Below are 18,203 nucleotides of genomic sequence, written 5' to 3' on the forward strand. Positions count from 1 at the left end.
TCTTGAATGCTGCTTGAAGCAAAATTTTGAAGCTATGCTCCACCATCCTCACGATAGTCCATTCGTTTCGAAAATCACAATGCGCCTTCATCTGATTCGACATCCCAAGCCCATGATCGACGCCGGCATCTGCTATGGCCGACATGATTGCCCGGCCCTGGATGTGCTGTCAGTGGCCGCTGCCTTGCTGCGCGAACTGCCGTCCGGGTTGCCAGTGTGGAGCAGTCCCTTGCGCCGCTGTCGAGCCTTGGCGGAGCAACTGCACGCGCGGCCGATCATCGACGAGCGCTTGGCCGAGATGGATTTCGGCCGCTGGGAGGGACGGCGCTGGGACGATATCCCACGGGCCGAACTGGATGCCTGGGCCGCCGATGTGGCCGGCTATGCTCCGCCGGGCGGGGAATCACCACGTCAGTTGCAGCAGCGGGCCCTGGGCTTGGTTGATTCGCTGGCTGTGCCTGAGGTGGTGATCGTCACCCATGCCGGGGTGATCCGCACCTTGCTGGCGCACTGGCAGGGGTTGCCGCCGGAGCGCTGGACGGAACTGAACTTCGCTTATGGTTCCTGCACGGTGATCGACATCCCCCGGTAAAATGCCGGGCATGGAAACTTTCAATCCTCTGCGCGACGCGGTGCCGCTCGGTGAAATCAAGCGGGCGCTGGTCATCAAGCTGCGCCACCATGGCGATGTGCTGGTCAGTTCGCCGGTCTTTTCGGTGCTCAAGGCGCATGCGCCGCAGATCGAGATCGATGCGCTGGTCTATGCCGATACGGCCGAGATGGTGACGCTGCATCCGGCCATCGCCGAGGTGCACACCATCGACCGCAAGTGGAAGCAGTTGGGTGCCGTCGGCCAGCTCAAGGCTGAACTGGCGCTCTACAACACTCTGAAGGCGCGCGGCTACGACCTGATCATCCATCTGACCGAGCATTGGCGCGGCGCCTGGCTGTGCCGGCTGTTGAAGCCGCGCTGGGCGGTCGGTCCGGCCGTGCGCGGGCGGAGCAAGCGCTGGAAGCAGAGTTTTACCCATATCCAGACCATGCATAATCCCTTGCGCCATATGGCGGAGAGCAATCTGGACTCGCTGCGCCGCATCGGCATTCAACCAGGCCCGGACGAGCGGCGCCTGACGCTGGTGCCGGGGGCGGCTGCCGAGGGGGCTGTGGCAGCCCATCTGGCTGGCTTTGGCTTGCGCGGCAAGGATTTCATTCATGTCCATCCGGCCTCGCGTTGGTTCTTCAAGTGCTGGCCGGTCGAACGCATGGCGGCGCTGGTCGATCGCCTGCAGGCTGCCGGACATGTCGTGGTGCTGACGGCCGCGCCGAGTCAGGATGAAAAGAACATGCTGGCGGCCATTCAGGCGCGTCTGGCCAAGCCGGCGTTCAGTCTGTCCGGCCAGCTGTCGCTGAAGGAACTGGCGGCTTTGACGCAGGCCTCGAAGCTGTTCATCGGCGTCGATTCGGCGCCCATGCATATCGCGGCGGCCGTCGGTACGCCGACGGTGGCCTTGTTCGGACCTTCCGGCGACAAGCAGTGGGGGCCGTGGGGCGTGCCCAGCCGCGTCGTGGCCAGTACGGTGCATCCGTGCCGGCCTTGCGGCGCCGATGGTTGCGGCGGCGGCAAGGTCAGCGATTGCCTGGTGAGTATCGCGGTCGACGAAGTGATGGCCGCGGCGCAGGAATTGCTCGGCGCGTGAAGATCGCGATCATCCGTCAGCGCTACAACCCGTTCGGCGGTGCCGAGCGTTTTGTCGAGCGCGCGCTTGGGGCGCTGGCCGGCGAAGGGGCCGAGGTCACGCTGATTACCCGCAACTGGGATGGCGCACCGCGCGAGGGTTTCCGGCAGATTACCTGCGACCCGGCTTATTCCCGGCTACTGGGCGGCCGGGCGGCGCGTGACCGCAGTTTTGCCGAAGCGGCGCAGGCCGAAATGGCCAGGGGTGAGTTTGATATCACGCAGTCACACGAACGGATTCCCGGCTGCATGATTTTCCGGGCTGGCGACGGTGTGCATGCCGCCTGGCTCGACCATCGCGCCCGCATTCTCGGCCCACTGCAGCGGCTGACGCAGCGCTGGTCGCCGTATCACCGCTACGTGCTGGGGGCGGAAAAGGCGATGTTCGCCGACCCGGCCCTGCAGGCAGTGATCTGCAACTCGCAGATGGTGGCCGACGAAGTCGAGCGCTATTACGGAGTCGCGCGCAGCAAATTGCAGGTGATCTATAACGGGGTTGATACCGAGGTTTTCCACCCCGGGCTGGCCGATGAATTCCGGGCCTCAATGCGGGCTGCCAACGGCATTTCCGAAAATGCGCCGCTGCTGCTCTTCGTCGGCAGCGGCTTCGAACGCAAGGGAATCCCCCAGCTGCTGCGGGCGGTGGCGCGCATGCAGCGGACCGATGCGCGGATCGTCATCGTCGGTGCCGACCGCAAGCTGAAGGCGATGCAGAAGTTGTCCGAGCTGCTCAGACTGACCAGGCGCGTGCTCTTCACCGGGCCGCTCAAGGATGTTCGTCCCTGGTACGGGGCGGCCGACGGCTTCGTGCTGCCGACGCTGTACGATCCTTGCCCGAATGCGGCGCTCGAGGCTTTTGCCTGCGGCCTGCCGGTGGTGACTTCGACGACCTGCGGGGCGCAGGAATGGGTGCGCTCCGGCGAAAACGGCTGGGTGGTCGATGCGGTCGATATCAATGGTCTGGCCCGCCGGCTGGACGATCTGGCCGGTCTCGCCGGGAATGTTAAGGCCCGGGAAGCGGCGCGGGCGGTTGCCGAACCGCTGACGCTGCCTGCCATGGCCGACCGCCTGCTGGCGCTCTACCGCTCACTCGGCCGCCGTTGACGCTCGCGGGTATAATCTCGGGTTCTACTTTTCGCTTCAAGGATTTGCATGTCTCATGACATGACCAGCCGTGAGCTGTACCTCCGGCTGCTGACTTATGTCCGCCCATACTGGAAGGCCTTTCTCGCCGCGCTGGCGTGCATGGGGGTGGCCTCGCTGGCGGAGCCGGTCTTTCCGGCGATCATGAAATCGCTGCTCGACGACGGATTTTCCAAGGCAAATGGCCCATGGGACTGGTTGTTCTATCCGCTGGCCATCATGGGCATCTTCCTGGTCCGCGCCATTTTTGGCTTCCTTGGCGATTACCTGATGAGCTGGGTGTCGAACAACGTCGTGGCTGAATTGCGCCAGGCCATGTTTGCCCGCATGGTCCGCCTGCCGACCCGCTACTACAGCGACAACCTGTCCGGTCGTCTGATGTCGCGCATTGCCTACGACGTGACCGGCGTGGCCGGTGCGGCGACCAATGCGCTGACCTCGCTGATCAAGGATTCGCTATCCATTGTCGGCCTGCTCGTCTGGCTGCTCTGGCTGAATTGGCAGCTGACGCTGATCACCCTGAGCGTCGTGCCATTCATCGCCATCGTCGTGCGTGTCTTCAGCAAGCGCCTGCGCAGCGTGGCCCGGGGGCAGCAGGAGTCGATGGGCAAGATTACCCAGGTGCTGCAGGAGGCCATTGAGGGCCACAAGGTCGTCAAGATTTTCGGCGGTCAGTCCTACGAAGAAGATCGTTTCTATGAATCGATCCGCGAGCAGCGCCGCTTGGCCATGCGCGCGACGCTGGCTTCTGCCGCACAAAGCCCGCTGGTCCAGTTCTTTGCCGCTTCCGGTGTGGCGATCATCATGGGCGTTGCGCTCAAGCAGGCCTCCAGCGACCAGACGACGGTCGGCAGTTTCGTTTCCTTCGTTACCGCCATGCTGATGCTGATGGCGCCGCTGAAGCGGGTCACTGACGTCAACGCGCCGATCCAGCGTGGTCTGGCCGCAGCGGAAAGCGTCTTTTCGCTGGTCGATGAAGAGACCGAGCCGGATAGCGGCAAGGAAGAGCTGGGTCGCGCCCAGGGGCTGGTCGAATTCGACGGGGTGACCTTCACCTATCCGGGGTCAGAACGTCCGGCGCTCGACAGTGTGTCGCTGACCGTGCGGCCCGGCGAGTGCGTGGCGCTGGTCGGCCCCTCAGGCAGTGGCAAGACGACGGCGGCCAATCTGTTGCCCCGTTTCTACGCCCTCGACGCCGGCGAAATCCGGGTCGACGGCCATGCGCTGCCGAACATCCGCCTGAACAGCCTGCGCGACAACATCGCGCTGGTCAGCCAGGATGTCGTGCTGTTCAACGACACTATTGGCGCCAACATCGCCTACGGTGGCAAGCGCGACGCGACCCTCGACGAAATCCGCGCGGCGGCCAAGGCAGCGCATGCGCTGGAATTCATCGATGCCCTGCCAGAGGGTTTGAACACCATGATCGGCGAAAATGGCGTCAAGCTTTCCGGCGGCCAGCGCCAGCGTCTGGCTATTGCCCGTGCCATTCTGAAGGACGCGCCGATCCTGATTCTCGACGAAGCAACCTCGGCCCTCGATACCGAATCCGAACGCCATGTCCAGGCCGCTCTCGACGAACTGATGCGTGGCCGCAGCACCTTGGTCATTGCGCACCGGTTGTCGACCATCGAACGCGCCGACCGCATTATCGCCTTGGCCCACGGCCACAAGCAGGAAGAGGGCTCGCATGCCGAACTGCTCGCCCACGATGGCCTGTACGCCCGCCTGTACCGCATGCAGAAGGCGGAAGAGGTCGCGGTCTGATGCGTATCCTGCACACCGAATCGTCCAAAGGTTGGGGCGGCCAGGAAAACCGCACGCTGAACGAACTGGTCACCATGCGCGACCGGGGGCATGTGCTGGCCGTTGTCGGCCGGCCCGGGGCTCGCATTCTCGACCGGGCCAAGGAAGCCGGGTTCGAGACTTTCGTCGTCGACATGCGTGGCGCGATCGACTTTCCTGCCGTGTTCCGGTTGCGTAGCGTCATCAAGCGTTTCCAGGCCGATGTCGTCAATACCCACAGCGGCCGCGACACGCAGTTGGCCGGCATGGCCGCACGGACGATGTTCAAGCGCCCGCGCATTGTTCGCACCCGCCACCTGGCGTTGCCGATCACCTCGCGATTTACCTACAGCGTGCTGCCCGACCATGTCGTGACGGTCAGCAAGTACGTCGAGAACTACCTGGTCGAGGCCGGCGTGCCGCGTGAGGGGATTACGACCATCCCGACCGGTGTTGATTTCTCCCGCTACGACCGGAGCACCGTGCAGGGCAACCTGCGCCAGGAACTGGGGCTGCCGGCCGAGTCGCTGCTGGTCGGCACGGTTGCCATCCTGCGCGCCAAGAAGGGGCATGCCGATATTCTTGATGCGGCACCGGAAGTGCTGAAGCGCTTCCCGAATGCCCATTTTGTCTTTGCCGGCGATGGGCCGCAGACCGACAACCTGAAGGCGCGCATTGCCGCCGATGGGCTGCAAGGACGCATCCACCTGCTCGGCCTGCGCCGCGACGTGACCAACGTGCTCGCCTCGCTCGATGTTTTCGTCCTGCCGACGCATCAGGAAGCACTGGGCACCGCTTTCATCGAGGCCGGTGCCATGGGCCTGCCGGCCGTGGCGTCGAACGTCGATGGCGTGCCCGAGGTCATCCTCGACGGAAAAACCGGCTATCTGGTGCCGGCGCACGATGGCAAGGCATTGATCGAACCGATCAGCCGCCTGCTCGCCGACCCGGTGCTGCGCCAGTCGATGGGCGCCAACGCTACCGAATTCGTGCGCCGCAAGTTCGCCCGCGAAGTGATGGCGCAAGGTATGGAAGCTTTGTACCAGCGCCTGTTGGGGGCGAAATGAGCTTCGGGCAGCCGCTGCCCGTGCTGATGTACCACCACATCAGCCCGAAACCCGGGCTGGTGACCTGCTCGCCGGAAAATTTCCGGGCGCACATGCAGTGGCTGGCCGAAAATGGCTGGAAAACCCTGTCTACCGATGAATTCACCCGGATTCTGGCGACCGGCGAGGTGCCAAAGAAAAGCGTGCTGGTCACCTTCGACGACGGCTATCTCGACAACTGGGTCTACGCCCACCCAGTACTCAAGGAGTTTGGCCAGCGCGCCACGTTGTTCCTGATCACTGGCTGGATGGGCGAAGGCGAGGTCCGTCCGCATGCTGGCCAACCCGACGTGCCGGACGTGCCGACCCATGCTCAGGCGATGGCTGCCGCCGCCGAGGGCAAGCTGGATGACGCCTTTCTGCGCTGGTCGGAAGTTGAGGCCATGCGGGATGCTGGCACCTTCGATTTCCACTCGCACACCCACACCCATACTCGTTGGGATCGCACGATTGCCGATCAGTCCGCGCGCGATCAGGCGCTGGCCGACGATCTGGCGGCCTCGCGTGCCACGCTGGCCGCCCGGCTTGGCGTGGACAGCCCGCATCTGTGCTGGCCGCAGGGCTATTTTGATGCTGCCTACCAGCGCGTGGCGCGGGCGGCAGGTTTCACCCATCTTTACACCACCGAGCATGGTGTGGTGCGCCGAGAAGTTGATCCGGGGCGGATTCCGCGTCTGGTCATCAAGGACAAGCCGGCCAAGTGGTTCGGCGGGCGCATGGGCATCTACGGCCGGCCGCTGCTGTCGGCGCTCTATCTCGGCCTGAAGTCGGGCGGGAAAGGCCACTGATGCGTCTGCGCCTGCGCGAACCGCTGCTCTACCGCTGGCTGCGCCTGAAGCGGGCGCTCGACAAGCGGTCGCGGCCGGCCGAAGAGCTCGGGACGCCGGCCATCCATCGAATTCTCGCCATTTCCTGTACGGCGCTCGGCGATACGCTGCTGTCCACACCCGGTCTGCGGGCGTTGCGCCAGACCTATCCGCAAGCCTACATCACGCTGCTGGTGCATCCATCGCTGCAACAGCTCTTTACCGGCCTGGCCGATGTCGACGAGCTGATTCCCTACGACGGCAAATGGCGTGGCTTCCGCCGTGCGGCCAGCCAGCTCAAGGGTTACGACCTGGCCGTCATCCTGCACGGCAACGAGCCGCAGGCGACGCCGCTGGCCTATCTGTCCGGGGCCCGCCACATCTTCAAACTGCCCAACAACAACTGCTGGAATTTCCTGCTCAGCAACCATGAGCCAGTGTTCGGCTGGGACGATCTCGGGCATGGCATCGGGCAGCGTCTGGCGGTGGCCAAACTGGCCGGTGCAACGGGCGAATTCGACCGCCGCATGAGCGTGCCGGCCCACGCCAAAGGCCGGGCCGCCGTGGACAAGGCGCTGGCTGATCGCGGCTGGCAGGAGGCGACCATCGTCGCCTTCCAGCCTGGCGCGTCGACGATGAGCCGGCGCTGGCCGCGTTCGCGCTTCATTGCGGCGGCAGTTGAAATGCTCAAGGCGCGGCCAGATTTGCGTTTCGTCGTCACCGGTTCGCCGGCCGAAGCGGCGCTGTGCCAGGAAGTGGCAGCCGGCATCGAGGCGGCGGCGCCGTTCGCCGGCGGGTCGCGGGCCTGGGCCTCGGCCGGACAGTTGCCGCTGATCGCCTTGCCCGACCTGTTGCGCCGTGCCAGCCTGCTGGTGACCGGCGATACCGGGCCGATGCACCTGGCGGTGACGGTCGAGACGCCCGTCGTCGCGCTGTTCGCGGTGTCCGATCCGGCCCGATCCGGCCCGGGTTACGATCTGGACAAGCACATCATCATTCGCAAGTGGCGGACCTGCGACCCCTGCTTCTCGAAAAACTGTCCCTATGCCGAGCCGATCTGCATGGACAACATCGCGGTCGATGAAGTGGTTTCAGCCGTCAATACAATCCTGAGTCGGGGGCAAGCATGACTTCCCCCAAGCGCGTCCTGCTGCTCGATACCGGTAACGAATGGGGCGGCGGCACCAACAGCATGTTTGAACTGCTGAAGCGCATCGACCACTCGCGCTTTGCCGTCACCTGCTGCTTCTACAAGGATTATCGCAAGGGCAGGCACGGCCGGCTGCTCTCCGAGGAGTTGGCCGATATCGGTATTCCGCTGATCGTGCTGCCCAGCCGCAAGCAGCCGCTGTGGGCCAAGCTGGCGAAGGAGATCGCGCGCGGCCTGTTGTCGTGGTCCGGCCGGCTGAAGAAGCGGGCGGTGCTGGCCATCGAAATGCAGTGGCGCATCAAACCGCGCGTTGCCGCGCTGAAGCTGCTACTCCAAGAAGGCGCTTACGATCTGCTGTACATGAACAACCAGCCGTCGTCGAACCTGGAGGGCTATCTCGCTGCCGAGGCAGCCAGCCTGCCGGTCGTCCAGCACTGCCGCATCGAGCCGACCCTGCAGGCCAACGAGGCCGCCGTGGTCAACCGCACGGCGACGCGCATCATCTGCGTCTCGCAGGGGGTGGCCGATGTGCTGGCGGCACAGCATGTCGCTGAAAACCGGCTGCGCGTGGTCTATAACGCCATCGACAGCCGCATTGCCTTGCCCGCCCCGGTCAGACTGCCGCCGACGACCAAGGACCTGGTCATTGGTACGGTCGGCCAGTTGACGGCGCGCAAGGGTGTGCTGCACCTGCTGCAGGCCGTGGCCAACCTGAAGGCAGAAGGCTTGCCGGTGACTTGCCTGATTCTGGGCGAGGGGCCACAGCGGACTGAACTGGAAAGTGCCGTCGGTCGTCTGGGGCTGCTCGATCAGGTCAGTTTTGTCGGCTTCCAGTCCGTGCCGCTGGCCTGGGTGCAGGTAATGGACGTCTGTGTCCTCTGTTCGAGCAAGGAAGGCCTGCCACGCGTCGTGCTCGAAGCCATGTTGGCGGGCAAGCCGGTGGTCGGCTCCGACGTGACCGGCACCCGCGAACTGATCGTTCACGAGGAAACCGGTTTGCTCTACGCCTATGGCGACGTGGCGGCGCTGACCGCATCATTGCGCCGGCTGTTGTCCGATGCCGAACTGCGCCGGAGAATGGGCGCGGCGGGTTGCCAGCGGGTGGCCGAACGCTATTCGATCGAGGCCTACGTGGCCGGCGTGATGCAGGTTCTGGACGAGGCGGCCCGGTGATCTACCTGCTGCTGACCTGGCTGGCTTCGCCGTTGCTTTGGTTGCGGGCCGCCCTGCGCCGTTCGTCCGTCAATAACCGCATCCTGGTCATCCAGACTGCCAAGATCGGCGATTTCGTGGCAACGACACCGGTCTTCCGTGCCTTGCGCCGCCGCTTGCCGGAAGTCGAGATTGTTGCTTTGCTGCATCCGGTCAATGTGCCGCTGGCCAAGGGGCTGGACAGCATCGATCGGATCATCGTCTTGCCCAAGCAAGGCTTCAAGGGCTGGGCCGGCAAGCGCTGGCTGCTCGACCTGCTGGCCGAAGGCTACGATGGGGTGCTGATCCTCAGCCCGAATCTGAGCAATCTGCTGGTCCCGTTCTGGGCTGGTGTGCCAAAGCGGGTGTCGGTGCTCGCCGACCGGCGCCAGGGAAGTTCCCGCCTGGCCTGGCCCTTCCTGACCTATGGCGAGCCGCACCGACGGGGACAGCTGTTCCGCGAGACGGCCCTGCGAGCCATCGCCGGTTTGGGAATCAAGGTGGATGCTGTTTTGCTCGCCTTGCCCAACGAGGTCCGCGGGGCGGAGAGTGGACAAGCCAAGCTGAACGCCTGGTCGCCAATTTGTCAGCGCCCGCTGGTCGGTTTCGGGCTGGGCGCCGGTAACCGCATGAAGGCGCTCGATGCGGCGCAAGTGGCTGCGCTGGCCGGCCAGATCGTCAACCATACTCCGGCCACGCTAGTCTTGATCGGTACCGATGCCGACCGGGCTGCTGCCGAAACCGTGCTGGCCCAACTGCCCGCGGGGCGTGCCATCGATACCACCGGCCAATGGGGGCTCGACGAGTTGCCAGTGCTGCTCGGCGCCCTCGATTGCTTCGTCGGCGTCGACTCCGGCGCCACCTACATGGCCGATGCGCTGGGCGTGCCGGTCGTCGATTTCATGGGCCCGGCCGATGCCGAAGACCAGCGGCCGATCGGTCGTCGGGCGGTCGTGATTCGCAGCGCCGAACCCTGCGCCCCCTGTTCGCACGCCTTCGATGCGCCTTATTCCTGCCATCTGGGTACCCGGGCGTGCATTGCCAATATGCCAATTGCGGCCGTCGTACAGGCGGTCGAGACGATATTGGTTTCCCGAAATTCCGTTGCCGAGCATCGACAATGAAACTAGCCGTATTCAAGGACTATGGGGTAGGGCGCTATTTTGCCCAGTTGTTCGATTCGATCCCGAATACGACCTTCTTCCTGTCCGAAAAGAACAAGTCCGGACTCAACATCACGCCGCACCGGGTGCATCTGCTGACCAAGAAACAGCAGCTGCGCGACTACCTGAAGTCGCCGCTCAAGGCCTGGCGCCGCCTGAAGGAAAACGACAACGACAAGAAACGCGATTTCTTCTACCTGGAAGTCGAACGCTCGGCCGCCGGCGGCGAGTTCGATGTCGCGCTGACCGGGTCGGATCGCTCGTTGCACACGCTGGCTTCGCTGAAGGCCAAGGGCCACCAGTTCAAGCTGGTGTACTGGATTCCCTTCACCATCCCCTTCGTCGACATGTTCGATCCGCGTTCGCTGGCCATCCGCCAGGCGGCCTTTCCGCAGGTCGACCTGTTCGTGGCGATCACCGATACCTGCCGCCGCGTGCTGCTGCTCGAAGGGATACCCGCAGAGAAGATCGTCCACGTCTATCCCGGCGTCGATACCGAGGTCTTCCAGCCGCGTCCGCCGCCGGCGAAGGATGATGTGTTCCGTATCCTGTTCGTCGGCAAGCTGGTCAGTTGGAAGGGTTGCTACACCTTGCTCTACGCGGCCAAGGAGCTTCTTTCGGAAATTCCCAATCTGGAACTGATGTTCGTTGGCCAGGGCGCCCAGCGCCAGGGGTTGGAGCAGGCGGCCGAACTGCTCGGCATCAAGGACCGGGTGAAGTTCACCGGTTTCCTGAAATACGACGCCTTGCCCGACATCTACGCGCAATCCGATGCCTTCGTGCTGCCGGCGTTGCCGGCGATCAACCTGGCCGAGCAGTTCGGCTTCGTCGTCGCCGAGGCGATGGCCTGCGGGCTGCCCACCGTGGTGTCGCGAGTTGGCGGTTTGCCCGAGGTCGTCGGCGAACGCGACGAGCTGATTTTCACGCCGGGCGATTTTTGGGATCTGGCCGCCAAGCTGCGGGCCATCCACGCCTCGCGCGAACTGGCGGCCGAGCTGGGGGCGCATTGCCTGAACCACGCGCGGACCCATTACGATGCGCGCCAGAATGGACTGGCGCTGAAGGCGGTGCTGGAAAAGATGGAGCAGGGGCAATGAGCGGCGCTGCAGAAACGATCGCTGGCAAGCCGGACCGGCTGGTGCAACTGGCCTTGGGCATGTGGTGGGGGCTGCTTTTCATCCAGCCTTTCGAGAAATTCGTGGCTGTGAAGTACTTGCTGATGGTTGGCCTGATCGTGCTGGCGATTCCGCTTGCCCTGCGCGCCGAGATTCGCCAGCGCTTGCGCAGCCGGAACATCTTGCTCGGTTTGGGGATGGCCATCGTCATCTGGTGCATGACGGTATCAGCGGCCAGCCCCTATGCCGCCGACAGCTTGCATTCACTGTCGCGCGACCTGCTGTTGCAGGCCGAGTTGCTGCTGGTCGGTTGCCTGCTGGTGAATAGCGCCAGCCAGGCACGAACGGCCTTGTGGATGATCATGGCCGGTTTCGCGGCGGTCAGTGTGCTGTCCGGATTCGAAGTTGGCTCCTATCTGGCGGGGCATGCACTGAGCGAGGGACAGATTCCGCGCTCCCACCGCTCGTTCTGGGGTGGCTACGCGACCATGGCCAGTTTTTGCCTGCCATTGATCATCGCGTTTGCGGTATCGACTGCAGCCGACCTGCGGCAACGACTGCTGCTCGGCGTGCTCGTCGTACTTGGCGTGGTGCTGACCGGCTTGTACGGGTCGCGTAGTCCGTTGCTGGTCGTCGCCATCTCGGTGATCGTCCTGTTCGCTCTGCTGCGTGCCTGGAAAGCGCTGGCCGCCGTGTTCCTGGTCATGGCGCTCGGTGCTGGCTGGGTCGCCTCGCAGAGCAATCTCGGCTATCTCGAAAAATACCGCTCTCTGGCGCAAACCGATACGTATGTGACTAACCAGGGTTTGAGCCTGCGACTTGATGTCTGGTCCGGTGTCGTCGAACTGATCGAAGCCCGGCCGCTGCTCGGCTACGGCTATGGCTGGAAAAAGCTGGCCTGGGCGATCAACGATGGCGGTTACGCCGAACGCTGGAAGGCGAACGATCCGGGCAAGGCGGCTTATTTCCTCGGCGAAGAGGAGCAGGCCAGTTATGGCAAGGTCAATCCGCACAACTATTTCCTGCAGGTGGCCTTCGAGATCGGCATTCCCGGCCTGTTGCTGGTGCTGGCTTTCTGGCTGGCCGTCTTCTGGCAGGGTTTGAAAGGCCTGGTGCGCGGACCGGTCGAGTATCGGCGCTTGCGGGTGGTTATCCTGACGACGCTGCTCGCCTACCTGCTGAGCAATCTGGCCAACGGCTTCTGGGTCGGCGGGCTGGCCAACATGGCCTGTGCGCTGGTCGGCATTCTGGTCGGCCTGGCCATTTCGGAACAACCTGCCCCTGCCGTGGAGAAGCAATGAATATCCTGGTCATTCGTCGCGACAACATCGGCGACCTGGTGTGTACCACCCCGATGCTCGCAGCCTTGCGCCGGGCGATGCCCGACGCCTGGATCGGCGTGCTGGTCAATCAGTACAACGTTGCCGTGATGCGCGGCAATCCGGATGTCGATGAAGTATTTGCCTACCGCAAGGCCAAGCACCGTGGCCCGGGCGAGAGCAAGCTGGCGATCTGGCTGGAGACGGCCGGGCTGCTGTGGAAACTGCGCCGCAAGGGCATTGATGTGGCGATCGTGGCGTCGCCGGGTGGGGATCGTTACGCGCGCCTGGTTGGCGCTCGTCGGATCATTGCCGACAAGCCAGGCGCACCTTTTCATGAGGTCGAGGCGGTCGGCAAGCTGTTGGCGCCGCTAGGTATCCAGCCTGAACTTGGCCCGTTGCAGCTGAGCCCGTTGCCTGAAGTCGTAAGCGCCATGCGCCCGAAACTGGCCGAACTGGCCGGCCGGAAGATCTGGGCCATCCACCTCAGTGCTCGCGAAAAAAGCCGGCGCTGGCCGGCCGGAAAATATATCGAGCTGATCGAGCGCCTGGCTTCTCCGGAGCGGGGTTTTGCCTTGTTCTGGTCACCGGGCGCAGCTGATCACCCGGCGCATCCGGGCGATGACGAGAAGGCGGCACAGGTGCTGGCCGCCTGCAAGGACAAGGGGGCGGTACCTGTCGTCACCGAGCGCCTGGAGGAACTGATTGCCGCGCTGTCGCTGTGCGACGGGTTCGTCGGTGCCGATGGCGGCGCCATGCACCTCGCGGCAGCGCTCAATTTGAAGACGGCCGCGCTGTTCGAAAACTCCGAAGCCAAGCGCACCCGTTGGTATCCGTGGGGCGCGCGGCATGTGCTGTTGCAGCCTTCGACCTTTGCGGTGGCCGATATCTCAGTTGATGCGGTGGAAGCCGCCGTGCGGGCGCTGGAAGGCGACTAGTCCGACTAGTGCGCCGCTTCCCAGTTCGGCCCGACGCCGACTTCGACGACCAGCGGTACCTTCAGTTCGGCCACTTGTCCCATCAGGCGCGGCAGGTGGGTGCGGACGTCCATCAGTTCGCCGTCCGGTACTTCGAGCAGCAGTTCGTCGTGTACCTGCAGGATGAGACGTGATTTCAGCGCTGATTTTTCCAGCCAGTTTTGCACGGCGATCATGGCCAGCTTGATCAGGTCGGCGGCCGTACCCTGCATTGGCGCGTTGATCGCGGCGCGCTCGGCGCCCTGGCGGCGGTTGCCGTTGCTCGAGCGGATATCCGGGAACCACAGGCGGCGGCCGAAGGCGGTTTCGACGTAGCCGTGCTGGCGGGCTGATTCGCGGGCTTCTTCCATGTAACGGGCCACGCCGGGGTAGCGGGCGAAGTAGCGGTCGATGTAGGTCTGCGCCGCGCTGCGTTCCAGCCCGAGCTGGCGGGCCAGGCCGAAGGCGCTCATGCCGTAGATCAGCCCGAAGTTGATGCTCTTGGCGACACGGCGCTGGTCGGGGCCGACTTCAAGCGGCGTGACGCCGAAGATTTCGCCGGCTGTGGCCTTGTGCACGTCCTCGCCGTGGGCGAAGGCGTCGAGCAGGCGTTCGTCGCCCGACAGATGGGCCATGATGCGCAGTTCGATCTGCGAATAGTCGGCCGAGACGATGCTGCTACCCGCCGGGGCAATGAATGCCGTACGAATCTTCCGGCCTTCCTCGCTGCGTACCGGGATGTTCTGCAGATTGGGGTCGCTGGAAGCGAGCCGGCCAGTCACAACAGCTGCCTGGGAGAAGTGAGTATGCACTCTTCCTGTCTGCGGATTGACCATGCGCGGCAGCTTGTCGGTGTAGGTCCCTTTCAGCTTGGACAGGCTGCGGTGTTCGAGCAGCAGCTTGGGCAGCGGGTAGTCGAGGGCCAGTTCGGAGAGCACTTCCTCGTCGGTCGACGGGCCGCCGGAGGGGGTTTTCTTCTTGACCGGCAGGCCCTGCTTCTCGAACAGGATGTCGGCCAGTTGCTTGGGTGAGGCGAGGTTGAATGGCTGGCCGGCCAGTTCGTAGGCCTGCGCTTCGAGGGCCATGATCTTCTGGCCCATCTCGTGACTTTGTCGGCTTAGAACGTCGCTGTCGATCAGAATGCCGTTGCGCTCGATCTGCCAGATGACCTGACGGGCCGGCATTTCGATCTCGTGGTAGATGCGTGACAGCCCGGGTTCGCTGGCGAACTGCGGATGCAGTACGTTGTGCACGCGCAGCGTGACGTCGGAATCTTCGGCAGCGTAAGTGGCAGCGCGTTCGATGTCGACCTGATCGAAGGTGATCTGCTTGGCGCCCTTGCCGCACAGGTCTTCGTAAGCGATAGTGGCGAGCCCGAGGTGGCGGGTGCATAGCTGGCCGAGGTCGTGGCCCTTGTCGGACTCGATGACGTAGCTTTGCAGCATGGTGTCGTGGGCGATGCCGGACAGCGCGATGCCATGGTTGGCGAAGACGTGCTGGTCGTACTTGGCGTTCTGCAGCACCTTCTTGTGTGCGGCTGACTCCAGCCAGGATTTCAGTCTGGCCAGCACTTCCTCGCGTGGCAGCTGGTCGGCGACCCCGGGGGCGGTGTGAGCGAGCGGGATGTAGCAGGCTTCGCCAGGCGTGACCGACAGCGAGATGCCGACGATGCGGGCGGCGAAGGAGTCGAGGCTGGTCGTTTCGGTATCGAGCGCCGTCAGTTCCGCCGCTTCGATCTTCGCGAGCCAGGCATCAAATTGCGGCCAGCTCAACACGGTTTCGTAATGGACTGCGATGGCAGCGGTCGGTGCTGCGGCGGGTGTCTCCGATACTTCGCGCGCCGGCACGGCCGCCGCCGCTTCCGGCCCGTCGATTTCGCCCAGCCAGGTACGGAACTGGTAGCGGGTATAGAGTTCGCGCAAGGTTGCCGTGTCTCGCGCGGTGGTGGTCAAGGTGCTCGGCGCCGGCAGGTTGCTGAGGTCACAAGCCACGGTGACCAGCCGCTTGCCGAGCGGCAGGAAACCGAGGTGATCGCGCAGGTTCTGGCCGACCACGCCGCCGATCTCGTTGGCATGGGCGACGACTTCATCGAGCGAGCCATATTGCGCCAGCCATTTCAGAGCGGTCTTCGGGCCGCATTTGGCGACACCCGGTACGCCGTCGACGGTATCGCCGACCAGCGCCAGATAATCGACGATCTTGCCTGGCGGCACGCCGAACTTGGCTTCAACGCCGGCTTCGTCGAGCAGTTCATTGCTCATCGTGTTGTACCAGCGGACATGCGAGCTGACCAGTTGGGTCAGATCCTTGTCGCCGGTGGATATCAGCGTCTCGATCCCGTCGGCAGTGGCGTTGGTGGCCAGCGTGCCGATCACGTCGTCGGCTTCGACGCCATCGACCATCAGCAGCGGCCACCCAGCCGCCTTGATCGCCGCATGCAGAGGTTCGATCTGCTGGACCAGGTCGTCGGGCATCGGCGGGCGATGCGCCTTGTATTCGGGATACCAGTCGTCACGGAAAGTCTTGCCCTTGGCGTCGAAGACGACGGCCTTGTACTCTGCCTTGTAGTCGCTCTCGAGACGACGTAGCATGTTCAGAACGCCGTAGATGGCGCCCGTCGGCTCGCCGGCCTTGTTGCGCAGGTCGGGCAGGGCATGGAAAGCGCGGTAGAGATAGGACGAACCGTCCACTAACAACAAGAGAGGCATGAGAAGTGACGGAAAGCGATAAATTGGTAACAGGGGTGGAGACTGAGGCCATCCTGAAAAGTACGACGGCCCGCGAGTCGTGGCGGATTTTCGGCATTATGTCAGAGTTCGTCGAGGCGACAGAGCGCCTGGCGGCCATCAAGCCGGCGGTGACCATTTTCGGCAGCGCCCGCGTTCGCCCGGAGTCTCCCTATTACATGCTGACCGAGCAAACGGCCCGGTTGCTGTCCGACTCCGGCTTTTCGGTCATTTCTGGTGGCGGTCCCGGCATCATGGAAGCGGCCAACAAGGGAGCCTTCTTTGGCAAGTCGCCGTCGGTCGGCCTGAATATCCAGTTGCCACACGAGCAAAAGAACAACCCGTATCAGGACATCTCGCAGACTTTCCGGCACTTTTTTGCCCGCAAATACATGTTCGTCCGCTTCGCCAGCGCCTATGTGGTGATGCCGGGCGGCTTCGGCACACTGGACGAGCTGATGGAGGCGCTGACGCTGATCCAGACCGGCAAGGGCCGCAAGATACCGCTGATTCTGGTCGGTTCGGCCTTCTGGGGCGGCATGATTGCCTGGTTCAAGGACCGTCTGGTGGCTGAGGGTATGGTCGACCCGGAAGACATGAACCTGATCCAGTTGATCGACGAACCGGAAAAGGTCGTCGAAGCCATCTTCAAGCATTACGAATCTCGCCCGTTCGGCCCCTTGCCGAACGAACACGAGATGCTGCTCAACCTGTAAAATCAGGTCATCGAACCCGAGGATTTGACCATGCGCCGCCTTCTACCCATTCTGCTTTTTGCTGCCCTGCCTGTCTGGGCGCAGAAGGGCGATCTCCAGCCCCTGCCGGCCGTACCGCCACCGCCGCCGGGCATGGAAGCCTTTGACGAAGCGCTTGAGCCGCAAGTGACCATTGTCAAGAAAGACACGGAAACCCGCGAGGAATTCCGGGTCAAGGGCAAGCTCTACATGGTCAAGGTGACGCCGGCCGTTGGCCCAGCCTACTATCTGGTCGATCGCCAGGGTGACGGCCAGTTCATCGAGGCGGATATCAACCAGAAGCCGGTCAAGCCGCCGATGTGGGTCATTCATAGCTGGTAAGCCTTGTCCGTCTATACCAAGGTCGGGCGGGATGAACTCGCCGCCTGGCTCCAGCCGCTAGGGCTGGGCGAGTTGATCGACCATGCCGGCATTGCCGCCGGCATGCAGAACTCCAATTACTTCGTGACGACCACCAGCGGTCGTTTCGTGCTCACGCTGTTCGAACGTGTCGACCTCTCGGCGCTGGATTTTTATCTGGCCTTGCAGGACACGCTGGCCCAGCGCGGCATCCCTTGTCCGCAGCCGCTGGCCGATGGTGGTGGGCGTTACTGGCGAATGCTGTGCGACAAGCCCGCCGCCCTGCTCACCTGTTTGTCAGGCGCGGCACTTGAAACACCCGGCGCCGCCCATTGTCACGCCGTCGGCGCAATGCTGGCCCACTTGCATCTGGCGGCGGCCAACATGCCAAATCCACTGCCCAACCCCTGCGGCGCCAATTGGCGCCAGACCGTCGGCGCAGCCTTGTTGCCGCTAGTATCGGCTGAAGAGCATGACCTGCTGGCCGATGAGCTGGCCTATCAGGCGTTGCAGGACTGGTCGAAGCTGCCAAGGGGTGTCATTCACGCCGACCTTTTCCGCGACAACGTGCTCTGGGACTCGACGGGCCGACTGACCGGCGTGCTGGATTTTTATTTTGCCGGCGAGGACGCCTGGCTGTTTGATCTGGCCGTCGTGGCCAACGACTGGTGTTTTGACGAAACGACACTGGCCACATTGCTGGCGGGTTATACCACCCAGCGCCCCTTGATCGAGGCAGAAAGGGCCGCCTGGCCCGCCATGCGGCGGGCAGCCGCCTTGCGTTTCTGGCTGCTCCGTTTGGAGGTGAGGCACCAGCCACGGGCCGGAGAAGTGGTAACGATCAAGAATCCGGATGACTTTCGGCACCTGCTGGCCCGTTTTCGCCTTGCTCCAGAAGCCCTCCCCCGTTAGCA

At 63.7% G+C, this 18,203-nt stretch carries 16 protein-coding genes; 15 read left to right on the forward strand and 1 reads right to left on the reverse strand.

Translation table 11 applies throughout. The features are described from left to right. Positions 1-79 precede the first annotated feature (79 nt). Genes cobC through DARO_RS00870 form a run of 12 tightly spaced genes read left to right on the forward strand, consistent with a single transcriptional unit; the run spans position 80 to position 13,451 of the window. Positions 80-592 carry an alpha-ribazole phosphatase gene (gene cobC / locus DARO_RS00815; protein ID WP_041224146.1) on the forward strand — a complete coding sequence of 171 codons (513 nt, stop codon included), beginning with the start codon at positions 80-82 and terminating at the stop codon, positions 590-592. Positions 593-602: 10 nt separating this feature from the next. Then, entirely contained in the window at positions 603-1,697 is a 1,095-nt protein-coding gene (rfaQ, locus tag DARO_RS00820; RefSeq protein ID WP_041224614.1) for a putative lipopolysaccharide heptosyltransferase III, read from the forward strand. Then, a complete protein-coding gene (locus DARO_RS00825; protein ID WP_011285922.1) occupies positions 1,694-2,839 on the forward strand; it encodes a glycosyltransferase family 4 protein in 1,146 nt (381 codons plus the stop codon). The genes rfaQ and DARO_RS00825 overlap by 4 nt, the downstream gene beginning before the upstream one ends. Positions 2,840-2,899: 60 nt before the next feature. Then, positions 2,900-4,645, forward strand: a complete 1,746-nt coding sequence (gene msbA, locus DARO_RS00830; RefSeq protein ID WP_497463016.1) for a lipid A export permease/ATP-binding protein MsbA — start codon at positions 2,900-2,902, stop codon at positions 4,643-4,645. After that, the gene (locus DARO_RS00835; RefSeq protein WP_011285924.1) at positions 4,645-5,730 is read left to right on the forward strand and encodes a glycosyltransferase; all 1,086 of its coding nucleotides are present in this window, start codon (positions 4,645-4,647) and stop codon (positions 5,728-5,730) included. The genes msbA and DARO_RS00835 overlap by 1 nt, the downstream gene beginning before the upstream one ends. Then, positions 5,727-6,557 carry a polysaccharide deacetylase family protein gene (locus tag DARO_RS00840; protein WP_011285925.1) on the forward strand — a complete coding sequence of 277 codons (831 nt, stop codon included), beginning with the start codon at positions 5,727-5,729 and terminating at the stop codon, positions 6,555-6,557. The genes DARO_RS00835 and DARO_RS00840 overlap by 4 nt, the downstream gene beginning before the upstream one ends. Further along, the gene (locus DARO_RS00845) at positions 6,557-7,705 is read left to right on the forward strand and encodes a glycosyltransferase family 9 protein (protein WP_011285926.1); all 1,149 of its coding nucleotides are present in this window, start codon (positions 6,557-6,559) and stop codon (positions 7,703-7,705) included. Before DARO_RS00840 ends, DARO_RS00845 begins: the two co-directional genes overlap by 1 nt. Further along, positions 7,702-8,898, forward strand: coding sequence for a glycosyltransferase family 4 protein (locus DARO_RS00850; protein WP_011285927.1), 1,197 nt, complete (start codon positions 7,702-7,704; stop codon positions 8,896-8,898). The genes DARO_RS00845 and DARO_RS00850 overlap by 4 nt, the downstream gene beginning before the upstream one ends. Then, entirely contained in the window at positions 8,895-10,040 is a 1,146-nt protein-coding gene (locus DARO_RS00855) for a glycosyltransferase family 9 protein (protein ID WP_011285928.1), read from the forward strand. The genes DARO_RS00850 and DARO_RS00855 overlap by 4 nt, the downstream gene beginning before the upstream one ends. Next, a complete protein-coding gene (locus tag DARO_RS21435; protein WP_011285929.1) occupies positions 10,037-11,176 on the forward strand; it encodes a glycosyltransferase family 4 protein in 1,140 nt (379 codons plus the stop codon). Before DARO_RS00855 ends, DARO_RS21435 begins: the two co-directional genes overlap by 4 nt. Further along, entirely contained in the window at positions 11,173-12,495 is a 1,323-nt protein-coding gene (locus tag DARO_RS00865) for an O-antigen ligase family protein (RefSeq protein ID WP_011285930.1), read from the forward strand. The genes DARO_RS21435 and DARO_RS00865 overlap by 4 nt, the downstream gene beginning before the upstream one ends. Next, positions 12,492-13,451 carry a glycosyltransferase family 9 protein gene (locus DARO_RS00870; protein ID WP_011285931.1) on the forward strand — a complete coding sequence of 320 codons (960 nt, stop codon included), beginning with the start codon at positions 12,492-12,494 and terminating at the stop codon, positions 13,449-13,451. Before DARO_RS00865 ends, DARO_RS00870 begins: the two co-directional genes overlap by 4 nt. 5 nt (positions 13,452-13,456) lie before the next feature. On the opposite strand, the gene polA is transcribed toward DARO_RS00870, so the two are convergent. Continuing rightward, complete coding sequence (gene polA, locus DARO_RS00875) at positions 13,457-16,177, reverse strand: DNA polymerase I (RefSeq protein WP_011285932.1); 2,721 nt, start codon at positions 16,175-16,177, stop codon at positions 13,457-13,459. Positions 16,178-16,182: 5 nt separating this feature from the next. Here polA and DARO_RS00880 point away from each other — a divergent pair, with 5 nt between their 5' ends. The 3 genes from DARO_RS00880 to DARO_RS00890 are packed head-to-tail and all read left to right on the forward strand — an operon-like array spanning position 16,183 to position 18,201. Then, positions 16,183-16,911 (forward strand): LOG family protein, encoded by a 729-nt coding sequence (locus DARO_RS00880; RefSeq protein WP_011285933.1) that lies wholly within the window; start codon positions 16,183-16,185, stop codon positions 16,909-16,911. Positions 16,912-16,941: 30 nt separating this feature from the next. Next, a complete protein-coding gene (locus DARO_RS00885) occupies positions 16,942-17,271 on the forward strand; it encodes a DUF2782 domain-containing protein (protein ID WP_011285934.1) in 330 nt (109 codons plus the stop codon). A 3-nt stretch (positions 17,272-17,274) separates the two neighbouring features. Beyond that, positions 17,275-18,201, forward strand: coding sequence for a homoserine kinase (locus tag DARO_RS00890; RefSeq protein WP_011285935.1), 927 nt, complete (start codon positions 17,275-17,277; stop codon positions 18,199-18,201). Positions 18,202-18,203: the final 2 nt, after the last annotated feature.

The sequence above is a fragment of the Dechloromonas aromatica RCB genome (genome assembly GCF_000012425.1).